General features: G+C 39.5%; 8 protein-coding genes. 4 read left to right on the forward strand and 4 right to left on the reverse strand.

Annotated elements, in window-relative coordinates:
- Positions 1-31: 31 nt before the first annotated feature.
- Positions 32-3,652 carry a response regulator gene (locus RMY63_RS10245; protein ID WP_322728589.1) on the forward strand — a complete coding sequence of 1,207 codons (3,621 nt, stop codon included), beginning with the start codon at positions 32-34 and terminating at the stop codon, positions 3,650-3,652.
- A gap of 13 nt (positions 3,653-3,665) precedes the next feature.
- Here RMY63_RS10245 and RMY63_RS10250 read toward each other — a convergent pair whose 3' ends face one another.
- Genes RMY63_RS10250 through RMY63_RS10260 form a run of 3 tightly spaced genes read right to left on the reverse strand, consistent with a single transcriptional unit; the run spans position 3,666 to position 6,447 of the window.
- Positions 3,666-4,370, reverse strand: coding sequence for a Uma2 family endonuclease (locus RMY63_RS10250; RefSeq protein ID WP_322728590.1), 705 nt, complete (start codon positions 4,368-4,370; stop codon positions 3,666-3,668).
- 54 nt (positions 4,371-4,424) lie between these two features.
- The gene (locus tag RMY63_RS10255; protein WP_322728639.1) at positions 4,425-5,318 is read right to left on the reverse strand and encodes an ABC transporter permease; all 894 of its coding nucleotides are present in this window, start codon (positions 5,316-5,318) and stop codon (positions 4,425-4,427) included.
- 43 nt (positions 5,319-5,361) lie between these two features.
- Positions 5,362-6,447: a spermidine/putrescine ABC transporter substrate-binding protein gene (locus tag RMY63_RS10260; RefSeq protein WP_322728591.1), complete on the reverse strand. Its 1,086-nt coding sequence runs from the start codon at positions 6,445-6,447 to the stop codon at positions 5,362-5,364.
- 57 nt (positions 6,448-6,504) lie between these two features.
- Between RMY63_RS10260 and RMY63_RS10265 the strand changes: the two genes are divergently transcribed.
- From RMY63_RS10265 to RMY63_RS10275, 3 genes are all read left to right on the forward strand, one after another.
- On the forward strand, positions 6,505-6,813 hold the full coding sequence (locus RMY63_RS10265) for a hypothetical protein (RefSeq protein WP_322728592.1): 309 nt from the start codon (positions 6,505-6,507) through the stop codon (positions 6,811-6,813).
- Positions 6,814-6,913: 100 nt separating this feature from the next.
- Complete coding sequence (locus RMY63_RS10270) at positions 6,914-7,102, forward strand: HAMP domain-containing sensor histidine kinase (protein ID WP_322728593.1); 189 nt, start codon at positions 6,914-6,916, stop codon at positions 7,100-7,102.
- Between the two features lie 75 nt (positions 7,103-7,177).
- Positions 7,178-12,544 (forward strand): ATP-binding sensor histidine kinase, encoded by a 5,367-nt coding sequence (locus RMY63_RS10275; protein WP_322728594.1) that lies wholly within the window; start codon positions 7,178-7,180, stop codon positions 12,542-12,544.
- Between the two features lie 12 nt (positions 12,545-12,556).
- On the opposite strand, the gene RMY63_RS10280 is transcribed toward RMY63_RS10275, so the two are convergent.
- Entirely contained in the window at positions 12,557-13,366 is an 810-nt protein-coding gene (locus tag RMY63_RS10280) for a Uma2 family endonuclease (protein WP_322728640.1), read from the reverse strand.
- Positions 13,367-13,419 lie beyond the last annotated feature (53 nt).

Consider the following 13,419-nt stretch of genomic DNA (forward strand, 5'->3'; position numbering starts at 1 on the left):
CTCCTAACTCCCAACTCCTAACTCCTTAATTATGATTACAGATAACGAAATTCGCGAACAAGGGTATATCTATTTTCTAGCTGAAGCCCCAGAATTAGTCCAAATTATTGAACAAGAACTATTTAGCTTGTCGGAAGATTATAGCATTGCTAAAATTCACAATTTAATGCGGGCTACTCATACACTTAAAGGTGGTGCAGCTAACGTTGGGCTAGAATTAATTAAGATGATCGCCCATTTTTTAGAAGATGTATTTAAGGCTTTATACAATCCAAAAGTGGTAGTTGATGCAGAATTACAAACACTTTTATTACAAGCTTATGAGTGTTTGAGTATAGCATTAAATACTGAGCTAATCGGCAGTATTGTTAATGATGAAGAACTACTTCATCGAGCGACTTCAGTATTCGCACAACTGCAAGAAAAGCTGGGTGATGCATTTGGTGCTGAATCTCATATTCCTACTTCTGAAGAATTGGGATTTGATATTGTACAATCTGTTTTTGAAGTAGGAGTAGAACAACGTCTAAACAGTATTGCTGACGTTGTTAACAATCCACCAAATAATAACGAGTTTATCGAATTTTTACACTCTCAATCTGAAGTATTTCTTGGCTTGGCAGAATCTCTAAATTTACCTGGATTGGGAGAAATTTCCCAAACGATTATTTCAGCGTTGCAAGCAAACCCCAATCAGGTACAGCAAATTGCAGAAATTGCCCTGGCAAATTTACAGCAAGCAAAAAAATTGGTATTAGCAGGCGATCGCACATCTGGTGGAGAACCTTCTTCTGGTTTGCGAAAACTTACAATAGTGGCAAATAATCAGTTATCTGAAGAATTACCAAATAATTCATTTGCTGGCACATTTTTCATCAATGAAGAACAATTTTATCAGTTTATCACTACATCTGATAACAATAAAAACGAATCGGTAAAACCAACAACTGCCAAGTTTTATTTAAAAGTAATTCGCTACATTTTTGGCTGGTTTAACCACCAGATGCAAATACCAGAGGCAGAACTCAGTTTAAATTTACTAGTTCCCAGATTAGAAATAAAAAGTCTGCTTAATTATATCAAAAACTGGCTGCAAGACTTTCTTAATTTTGTTCAAGATGAAGAAGATAGTCAAAGTCTTTGTATTTATCGACGTGGGATCATTTTAATCATCCTATTTGCAGTTGCAAAATTTCAATATTCTTTGAAAGCGTCTGATAGCCACCTTTCAGGAATTAAAATATTACAAAACCAAATCTATAAATTAGCAAAAGAATATAAAAGTTATCCTCCTGTTACTAGTGAAGAAAAAAATTGGCTTGATAGTCCCAAGTTACAAAAACTGTTAGTGATTAAAGAGATTGTATCTTCTCCATCAACTGATAACTTACTAGAAGCAATATGGGGAGAAGAAACTAGGCAAAACCTTGCCGTTGAAGTCGTGACAACCCAGACTGATAATTATTCAGCAAAGCTTGATTCATTAACTGTCAGTGAGCAGGTAGTTGTAGACGTTTCTGAAACAGCTATTGAAGTCATGTCTGATATAGCTACACAAATCAATAAAGAAATAGAAGATAAATCACAGTATGTTCAAACTAAAAACTTTCGCCAACCTTCATTTATTCGGGTAGATACAGAGAGACTGCAACACCTCAATTATCTAGCTGGAGAATTGCTGATTTACCAAAAACGGCGTAGTCTACAAGATGAACAAGTCAAAGAAATAATTGAACAACTAGTACAGCAACTCACTAGACACCAAACAACTTTAAATGAGTTACGCGATCTACCTTTACAAATACAAAATGTTACATCAGAACAAACGCAAAGTTTTGCAGTGGATTTTGACTCTCTAGAAATGGATGTATATACAGAATTTCACATGACATTGCATGAAGCAATAGAAGAGACACTGCAACTACAAGAAACTACAGAGTCTCTTGATTTACTTCTGACACAAGCTACTCAAATTAGTGATAAACAAGAGAATTTAACTCTTAATATTATAGATAGCTTAGTCGAAGCACGAATGTCGCCTTTAGGCAATATCCTGAATCGTTTTCCCCACATGGTAAATAAGTTGGGGAATGTTCATGCCAAACTTGTAGAATTGAAACTTACTGGTAGTGAAGTACTGGTAGATAAAGCGATCGCCCAAAAGCTCTACGATCCCTTGTTACACTTAGTACGTAATGCTTTTGACCACGGTATTGAAGCTCCGCAAGTTCGCCGAGAGCTTGGTAAACCAGAAAAAGGTTTAATCGAAATCTGCGCTTATCATCAGGGTAGCCAAACTGTTATCGAAGTTCGTGATGATGGTCAGGGATTGAATTTAGACAGAATTCGCAAAAAAGCTGCTGAACTTTATCCTATACAAACTGAAGAAAAAATTAGAAGCATAGCTTCTAGTCTGGCTGAAGCTGAACTTTTAGATTTAATATTTTCGCCTGGATTTTCTACTGCTAATAAAGTAAGTGAAATTTCTGGGCGCGGTATGGGTTTAGATATTGTGCGTACTCAGATGCACGCACTCAACGGCTCGGTTTCAGTTCAATCCTTGCCCAACCAAGGAACAATATTTATACTTAAAATTCCTTTTTCTATGACTACAGAAAAGTTAATGCTAGTTCAAGCCAAAGGTGTTGTTTATGGTCTGATGTTGGACAGTATCGAAAAAATCTTGATTCCCTCTGAACAACAGATTAAAGAAATTAAAGGAAAAAAAGTCTTACATTGGAATATAGATAATGATGAGACTATGGTCAACCTTCATCACCTTTCAAAGTTGGTTGATTATAATGGTTCATTCTTTAATAGTGAGACTCCGTACAACACATCAAATACTCACGACCCAAGCATAGCGAAAAATCCGGTGATTTTGCTACAGCGAAATCAGGGAAAAGTTGCCTTAGAAGTTGACCAAATAATTGGTGAACAAGAACTGGTAATCAGACCTTTAGGAAATGCGATCGCACCGCCAAAATACATTTATGGTTGTAGTAGTTTAGCTAATGGTAATCTCATCTTAGTAATTGATGCTTTGTTGCTAGTAAAATCTAGCGAAATCCAACAAACAACACTTGATATCAGGGCGCTACCAGTAACTTCTTCATCAAATAAAAAAGCTTTACCGATATCAGGGCATACTTTTTCATCTACACCATTACTTGCGGCATCGACTTCTATAACAACTATAGAAACCCAACTTAGTTATTCTCAAGAGCCAGATTATAAATCACCAAAAGTTATTTTAGTAGTAGATGATGCAATTAGTCTCCGGCAGACTCTTTCTCTCACTCTGCAAAAATCTGGCTATCAAGTAATACAAGCTCAAAATGGTGTAGAAGCTTTAGAAAAATTACAGTTACATCCTGAAATTAAAGTTGTTGTATCGGATTTAGAGATGCCACGAATGAATGGTTTTGAGTTGTTGAGCAATTTCCGCCAATACACCAATTTAGCAAAAATACCTGTAGTGATTCTTACTTCTCGCAGCGCTGAAAAACATCGCCAGCTTGCTAAAGAATTGGGTGCAAAAGCTTATTTAACTAAACCTTTTTTAGAATATGAATTCATCTCTAAAATTAAAGAGTTAATTAACAGTAATGCAGATGATTTAGATGGTTTACTGAGAGTGAAAAATAATTAACAATTCGTAATTACTAATTATCAGGTAGATTATTTGGATCAACACCTAGAGAACGTAAATACTGCGATAATTGTTCAGCCCTTTGCCGTTCTTGTTGTGCCTGTTCTGCATCTGTCAAATAGCGGTTTCCTTGCTCGTCATACCAACATAAAAACTCCTGTTGTATCCCCCCGATTACAGCTTGGTGTCGCCCAATACCTAACCCTACCTCTGGCATCAAATAGGGTTCACCTATTTGTAGTTGGTAGTTTTCATCTATCAACTTATACACTTCAAAGGGTTGATGTTGGTCGCGTCGCCAAAACTCAGGGTTATAAATTACGTAGTACAATACACCGAGTTTTCTATATATATCTAGCTTCTGGTCGTATTCACCTCCTGGGGTGTGGGATACCATTTCTAATGTGAATATTGGAACTATCCCATTTTCTTCCCAAACTGCATAACTTTTGCGTGATTTACCACCCTTTTTCCGTTCTACTCCCAAGCTTAAAAAAGCATCTGGTACTACAGGTACTCTAGGATTTACTCCCGTGGTGTGATATACTGCCATATCTACTCCGAAGTACCAATCTATGCGATTTGCCCAAATGGAGTTAAGTAAGAAGAGTAAAATGTTGGGCAAAAAGTTTTGGTCTTCGTTATCCACTGGTATATCGTCTGAACAGGGAAGTTCATCAGTAGTTGGTAACGCATTTTTGAGATCAGGTGAGAGCATAACCGTTGTCTCGCTGGCGTTTGATGCCTTTATTATAAGTGAGTGACCAAAAGTTTAGCGTTTGGGTGTAGCTTCACCAAACTTAATCAAAAATGCGATCGCAATACTAACAAGCAAAATTAACGTCATACTCAAGGCTGAACCAAATCCCCAATTTTGCGTTGCTCCAAGAAACTGGTTATAAACTAACCGCGCCGCGGTCATACTAGAAGCACCACCGAGTAATTCTGGATCGACAAAATCCCCTAAGCCAGTAATAAATACAAGCATGGAAGCAGCCGCAATTCCCGGAAAAATTTGCGGTACGGTTACTTGGAAAAAAGTTTCTACCGGATTTGCACCTAAATCAGCCGCAGCTTCTAGCAACCGCTTGTCTAGCTTTTCGAGAGAAGCATATAAAATCAAAACCATATAAGGTAATAAGCTGTAACTCATACCAATCAATACAGCTTGACTATTGTTAAGTAATTCCCAAGTAGGCAAGCCTAAATTGCTGAGTAAACTGTTTAATAAACCAGTAGGACGAAGAATTGTAATCCAAGCATAAGAACGGAGTAACGAAGAAGTCCACAAAGGTAGAACAAAACCTAATAACAGCAAATTTCGCCAACGCTGCGGCGCTATCTGAGCAATCCAATAGGCGACAGGGAAGCCCAAAATTAAACAAATTATCGTAGTACCAAACGCAAAAAATAGCGATCGCGCAATTACTTGCACATAAAGGGAGTCAAATATTCGGATATAATTTTTGAATCCGTTGGGATTGACTAAATCTCCCGGTCGGATGTCTGCAACTAAACTCAGCTCGAAAATTATCAAAGTCGGCAGCACCAACAAAAGTAATAACCAAATCCCAGATGGTGCAAGCAATACCAAGGGTTGCAGCCAATTTCTGACGGGGTGCTGCAATTGTTCTATTTTAGAAATCTCATTTTTTTCCAAATTAATCACTCCAAACTCCAAACTCCCCACTCCCCACTCCTTAATTATTTTAACTGCTAGTTAATTGAGTCCAATAGCGATCGTAAACCTCTTCAAATTCTCCTACAGGTGTAACACGTTCACAATTTTTTAACAGGGACTCTGGGGGAAACAAATTAGCGTTGTTTTGGATTTTTTCTGGCAATTGCTCAAATCCGGCTTTATTCGGTGTAGAAATATTCAGGCGTTGAGTGAGTTGGGCTGCTATTTCTGGTTGCAAAATCATGTTAATCCAAGCATAAGCTCCAGCTTGGTTGGGGGCTGTTTTGGGAATTACAATAGTGTCTGTCCATAATGAAGAACCACTGCGAGGAATCACATATTTGAGTTTAGGGTTTTCTTGAGAAATTTTCACTGCATCTGCTGAATAACACATTGCCACTAGTAAATCTCCTGCCAGAATTTGATTTTGCCAAGCGTCAGTGTCAAAACGGGCGATCGCAGGTTTTAGCACCTTCAATTTTTCATAAGCTTGTTTGATTTCTTGTTCATTTTTTGAGTTATAAGAATAACCGAGCATTCGTAAGGTTGCACCCATCACTTCTCGAACATCATTGAGCAACGTCATCCGCTGATTAAGTTGCTCTTGATTTTGCCATAGATAATCCCAGTCTTGTGGTGTATTTTTGATTTTTGCACAATTGTAAAGTAAACCTGTTGTCCCCCAGTTAAAAGGGATACTGTAGCGGTTATTCGGGTCATAACTAGGATTTTGAAACCGGGGAAATAAATTCTCTAGACCGATTAGGCGATCGTGATTTATTTCTGTTAACAAGCCTTTGTCTACCATCTTCTGCACCATATAATCAGATGGGTTGATGATGCTGTAAGTGCCACCGCCTCCAGCTTGCAATTTAGCCAGCATGACATCATTGGAATCATACACATCTGCCAGCACTTTCATGCCAGTTTGGGCGCTAAAAGTTTTCAATAATTGGTTGTCAGTATATTGTGTCCAGGTAAAAATATAAAGTTGGTCACGCTGACCATTTGTATTAGAATTAGCACGTACTTCAGCCAGCCTCCAGCCACAACCACCTAAAGATAAGCTAGAAAGTGCTGCCACCCCTTTTAAAAATTGGCGTCTGTTAGTCATTAAGTTAACGGCAATATTCAACCTGCTTTAGATTATATCAAGGATATATTTGGCTTAATGGATTTGTATCAACAGGAATATTCTACTCCCAATGAAATAATTCAAGACGAAATCGAAGCAATTGACCTCAATTATATCCGCGAAGACTTACCTAAGTTAGTGGGTTCTATGCAAGAAGGGGTGAAGCGAATTCGGGATATTAGTACTTCTTTACGAACCTTTTCTCGTACTGATAGCGATCGCCCCATTGCTTGTAACATTGATGATGGCATCGATAGCACCATTCTGATTCTCAAACATCGCCTCAAAGCTTCAAAAACTCGCCCAGAAATTCAAGTTATCAAAGAGTATGGTCAGCTACTATAAGACTATGATTTGATTGCGTGAAAAAACTCGCTCTCAACTCGAAAAGCCTTCAGTCCTATTCCCTACTCCCCAGCTACCTAGATAATTTCAGAAATCAAATATGATTCCTATATTACAAGTAAAATCAAAAATTTTTGACTATTTATTTACTACAAAAGCTGTTGGTAAAGGGACGGGGTTGGGGTTGGCGATCGCTCGACAAATCGTCGAATCAACCCACGGCGGAAAATTGAGTTTTAACTCTGTTATCGGTGAAGAGACAGAATTTATCATTGAAATTCCAGTATGATTTTTTGCTCTTGTAGTTAAACAACTTCAGATATCTGGGAATACTAAATCCAGAAATTGTGAGGATGAGCGCAATATGGTTAGCAGCATGGTCAGTATTCCCGGATATCGCATCAATGAAGAACTCTACAATGGTTCCAGAACCCTAGTTTATCGAGGCTATCGAGAGACTGACTCATTAAGAGTAGTCATTAAACTGCTGAAAAATCCTTATCCCAGCTTCTCTGAACTCTTGTCGTTTCGCAATCAGTACACCATTGCCAAAAATCTCAACTCACCTAGTATTGTCCAAACCTATAGCCTAGAAGCCTACCAAAATGGCTATGTGTTGGTAATGGAAGACTTTGGAGGGATTTCTCTCAAAAATTATTTCACTTCTATAGAGACGCGATATATCACCTCTCTACAACAGTTTTTAGAAATAGCGATCGCCCTCTGCAATACCTTAGATATACTCTACCGAGAACGCATTATTCATAAAGATGTTAAACCCAGCAATATTTTAATTAATCCTGAAACTAAACAAGTCAAATTAATAGATTTTAGTATTGCATCTTTACTTCCACGAGAAACACAAACACTCGTCAGTCCTAATGTATTAGAAGGAACGCTTGCTTATATTTCTCCCGAACAAACAGGCAGAATGAATCGGGGTATTGACTATCGTACAGATTTTTATTCTTTGGGTGTAACTTTCTACGAATTACTCACAGGTAAATTACCATTTTCATCAAATGATGCAATGGAGTTAGTGCATTGTCACATTGCGAAAGCACCGCCATTATTATATAAAATCAACTCAGAAATTCCGGCTGTCATATCAGATATTATCAACAAATTAATGGCGAAAAATACGGAAGATAGATATCAAAGTGCTTTGGGATTGAAATTTGATTTAGAAAATTGTTTATATCAGCTAAAAGAAACGGATTCGATTACAGGCTTTGAAATTGGGCGACGGGATGTGTGCGATCGCTTTATCATCCCCGATAAACTCTATGGACGAGAAGCAGAAATAGAAATTCTACTCCAAGCTTTTGAGCGAGTTAGCTTGGGTGCAACTGAAATGATGCTAGTAGCTGGGTTTTCGGGTATTGGTAAAACTGCGGTTGTCAACGAAGTTCATAAACCGATTGTTCGTCAACACGGTTACTTTATCAAAGGGAAATATGACCAATTTCAACGAAATATTCCCTTTTCGGCATTTGTGCAAGCCTTTCGGGATTTAATCGGGCAATTGTTAACAGAAAGTGATGCTCAACTGCAAGTTTGGAAAACCAAAATTCTCGAAACTGTTGGTGACAATGGACAAGTTTTAATTGATGTCATTCCCGAATTAGAGTGGATTATTGGCACTCAATCCCCAGCAACGGAATTATCAGGGAGTGCTGCCCAAAATCGTTTCAATTTGCTCATGCAAAAATTTGTACAAGTTTTTACCAGCGCAGAACATCCCTTAGTAATATTTCTGGATGACTTGCAGTGGGCAGATTCAGCCTCACTAAAATTGCTGCAATTGTTGATGTCAGAGACACGACATTTATTAGTTTTAGGTGCGTATCGGGATAATGAAGTGTCACCAGTTCACCCCTTCATCCTTACCATAGAGGATATCGTTAAAACCGGGGCGACGGTAAATACAATTAGCTTACAAGCATTAAGTCTGGTGGATATAAATCAGTTGGTAGCAGATACACTCAATTGCGAATTATCGCAAGCTCAACCGTTGACCGAATTGGTGTACCAAAAAACTCAGGGTAATCCCTTTTTTACCACTCAGTTTCTGAAAGCATTACATGAAGATCAATACATTACTTTTTCCTTTGAAACACATCATTGGCAATGTAATATCTCTCAATTGAAAGCTTTGGCAATTACTGATGATGTAGTCGATTTTATGGCAGTGCAATTACAGAAATTGCCGCTGCCAACTCAGAATATTCTTAAACTGGCAGCTTGTATTGGGGCGCAGTTTGATTTGAATACCTTGGCGATCGTTTCAGAAAAATCAAAAGAAGATGCGGCAGCTGATTTGTGGAAAGCATTGCTTGAAGGGCTGATTATTCCGCAGGAGGAAATTTACAAGTTCTTTACGCAATTGGAAACGGCATCGGTTGATCGGGCAGGCAATCCCACTTATCGGTTTTTACACGATCGCGTTCAGCAAGCTGCTTATTCTTTGATTCCCGACGTTCAAAAACAGGCTACCCATTATCGCATTGGTCAACTGCTGCTGCAACAGATACTTCCAGAAGCAAGAGAAAACCGCATCTTTGAATTGGTCAATCAACTAAACTATGGAACTGCTTTAATTACCCAACAGGAACGCGATGAACTCGCCCAACTCAATCTCATCGCCTGTCGTAAAGCCAAAACTGCCACTGCCTATCAAGCAAGTCGCGAGTATGCCAACACGGGATTGTTTTTGTTAGGGGAAAATGCTTGGCAGCGGCAATATGAAATGAGCTTGGCGCTGCACGATTTAGTAACAGAATTAGCTGCGTTATGCGGTGACTTTACGGCAATGGAACAGTTAATTGAAATAATTATAAAACAGGCACAATCATTATTAGAACAAATCAATGCCTACCGAATTAGAATTCAGTCAAGTACTTCTCAGAATCAGCTGACCGAAGCTATTGCCATTGCTCTACAACTCTTGCAAAAATTGGGTGTCACTTTTCCCGAAACAGTTACACAAAACGATATTCAACAAGCAGTTGCAAAGATTAAACAATTAATCGGAGACAGAGATATTAAAGATTTGATTCATCTACCACTAATGGTGGACAGAGAAAAAATTGCCATTGTGCAGATTATTAGTAGCATTATTCCAGCTGCTCATGTCTCTGGTTCTCCCTTGTCTCCATTACTGATTTGCTTATCAGTCAAGCTATCGATTCAGTACGGAAACATATCGGCTTCAGCCCTTGGTTATACCACTTATGGCAGTATTGCTTGTGGTTTCTCGCAAGATGTAGATACAGGGGTAAAGTTTGGTCAGTTGGCACTTCGAGTCGTCTCTAAACTAGATGCTAAAGCTGTTAAACCAGGGGTATTACACGTAGCAGGGTTATTTCTCTTACACCGCAAGTCCCACATAAAAGAAACATTAGCGATTGCGCAGGAGGGGTATGCGGCGGCGCTAGAAGTTGGAAACTTGGAATACGTCGGATATACAGCCCATTTCTTTTGTTTCAATTCTTTTTGGTGCGGTTCGCCCCTGATAACTTTAGAGCAAGACACCCGCGCTTACTGCAATGAGTTGGTGAAATTGAACCAATTGACAACAGCCAATTACTGTCGCATCTATTGGCAACCTATTCTCAATTTACTGAGTGTTGCAGAACATCCCAGTCAATTGTCTGGAGAAGCCCTTCAAGAAGCAGAAGCTTTGCCCTTACTGCTGTCTGCCCATGACTTGTATGGGTTATACGTCTTCCATCTCTACAAACTGATGCTTTGCTACCTTTTTGGGGAAATAGAATCAGCGCAAAACCATACTGTTGAGGCTAGCCCTTATTTCATGGCTGGTACTAGCACCGTTGGTGAACCTGCATTTTATTTCTATGATTCTTTGATTGCTTTAGCTGCTTCGAGTTCATCAGAGGCACTCCAACGGGTAGAACAAAACCAAACGCACCTGCAACAGCACTGGGCGCACTATGCTCCCATGAATCACCAACATAAAGTCGATTTGCTGGAAGCTGAGAAATGTCGAGTGTTAGGACAAACAGCCGCAGCCATTGAGTTTTACGATCAGGCAATTTCTGGAGCTAAAGCTAACGAATATATCCAAGAGGAAGCACTTGCCAACGAACTTGCAGCTAAATTCTACCTCAATTGGGGCAAAGAAAAAGTCGCAGCCGGATATATGCAAGAAGCCTACTACTGTTATGCCAAATGGGGAGCACTAGCCAAAGTTAATGATTTAGAAAAATGCTATCCTCATCTACTACAACCGATCCTGCAACAGCAACGAATCAACCTCAAACACGACGAAACTGTTAGTTTTCTGGAGACTTGTTCATCCACTCGCACGAATACTACCAACAGCACCAGTATTTCCGATACCCTAGATTTTACCAGCGTACTCAAAGCAGCTATTGCTATTTCCAGTTCTCTGGAATTAGATACACTGATCGCTAGCCTTACCCAGATTATCTTAGAAAACTCTGGTGCGAAAAAATGTGTACTGCTGCTTCCTCAAGACAATACTTGGCAAGTTCAAGCAATTACTTTGATTGCTGACGATCAAATACAAACAATTCTAGAAAAACAACTACTCGAAAATTGTCAAGATATTCCTATAAAAATTATCAATTACGTCAAAAATATCCAACAAACAGTTGTGATAGATAATTGCAAAACAGATATTCCTGGGATAATTGGGAAATATATGATCTCACATAAACCCCAGAGTGTATTGTGTTCCCCAATTATTAATCAAGGGCATTTAGTAGGAATTCTCTACCTAGAAAATAGTTTAACTCCAGGAGTATTTACTAGCGATCGCAAGAGCGTCATTAAGTTACTTTCTTCTCAAGCGGCAATCTCTTTAGAAAATGCTCGACTGTATCAACAAGCACAGCAGGCATTACAAGATTTACAACAAGCTCAATTACAAATTGTTCAAAGTGAGAAAATGTCCGCTTTGGGTAATCTTGTTGCAGGGGTAGCTCACGAAATGAATAATCCTTTGGGCTTTATTGCTGCTAGTCTCAAACAAGCGAAACCAACGTTTACTGATATTGTGGAACATTTGAGACTCTATCAAGAAATTTTACCCAATGAGAGTGAAAAAATCAAAGACCATGCCGAAGAAGTTGACTTGGAATATAGCTTATCAGACTTACCAAAAATGCTTGATTCCATGACGATCGCCTGCGACAGGCTGAAAAACATCAGCACTAGTCTTCGCACTTTCTCCCGTGCTGATAAAGATTACAAAGTGCTATTTAATATCCACGAAGGTATAGACAGTACAATTTTAATCCTCAAACATCGTCTGAAAGCTAACCCTGAGCGTCCAGCAATTGAAGTGATAACTGATTATGGAACTTTGCCGCAAATTGAATGTTTTCCTGGGCAATTAAATCAGGTATTTATGAATATTCTGGCAAATGCCATTGACGCATTAGAAGAATCCAATAATGGACGTAGTTTTGAGGAAATTCAAGTTAATCTCAACCGAATTACAGTTATAACTTCAGTGGAAAATCAAGATGTAAAAATATCAATTGCTGATAATGGTCAAGGGATGAGTGAACAAGTCAAACAGAAAATATTTGACCATTTATTTACTACAAAAACTGTGGGTAAAGGGACGGGTTTGGGGTTGGCGATCGCGAGGCAAATCGTTGAAGAAACCCACGGCGGAAAACTTAGTTGCAACTCTGTTGTAGGTGAGGGGACAGAATTTTTGATTGCAATTCCTCTCTAGACTTTGTCATTTTCAATCCTGCTCGATCACCGATCGCACCTCCACCTCCGACAGGCTCAATGCCTCGGTGATTTGTTCTAGTGTTAGTCCTAGCGATCGCAATCGAGAGACCGCATCTAATCGAGCTTGCCGTTCTTGGTCAGCGCGTTGCCGTTCTTGGTCAGCGCGTTGTCGTTCTTGGTCAGCGCGTTGTCGTTCTTGTTGGGCTTGCTGTATTGCATCCTCCTCTGGCAACGGGACTAATCCAGAACCTGATGTGAATAACCGTAGCGTCTGACCATCAATCCCCCAATACAACCCTAACTCATCACTCCACAGCCAGCCTTGGGCATTGGGCGCGATCGCTTCATACTGCCCCCGTACCAGCTGGAAACCCTGAAACTCTAGGGTGAATGGATCGAACCAAAAATATTCAGGAACTCGCCAAACTGATTGGTAAATCTCTTTTTTCTCGCCGTGATCGACAGCCGCCGTTGAGTCAGAGAGCAGTTCTACAATTAAGTTGGGGTACTTACCATTCTCATGCCAGACTGTCCAACTGCGACGAGAGTGATTTTCAGTGCCGAGAACAACGAACACATCCGGGCCGCGAAAGTACTCAGATTTCTTTTGATTCGGGCTGTAGTAAACCGTTAAGTTACCAGCCACATAGACATCCTGGCGATCGCGGCAAACCCAGCGAATTAGGCGAATCAATAAATCAATCTGGTCGCGGTGTAAATCACTTTCCAAAGGGGGTTCGTCACTCCATAAATCTGCGGGAGGAAAGGCTACAGTATCTTCTAGCAGCTGTTGAGCAGCAGTCGGTAATGCTTGAGTCATCGTCTTTACCCCATGCCGAATAGCTTTATTATAAATAGCCATTATCAATTGCA

It is taken from the genome of Nostoc sp. ChiQUE01b, assembly GCF_034531255.1.
GTDB lineage: Bacteria > Cyanobacteriota > Cyanobacteriia > Cyanobacteriales > Nostocaceae > Nostoc.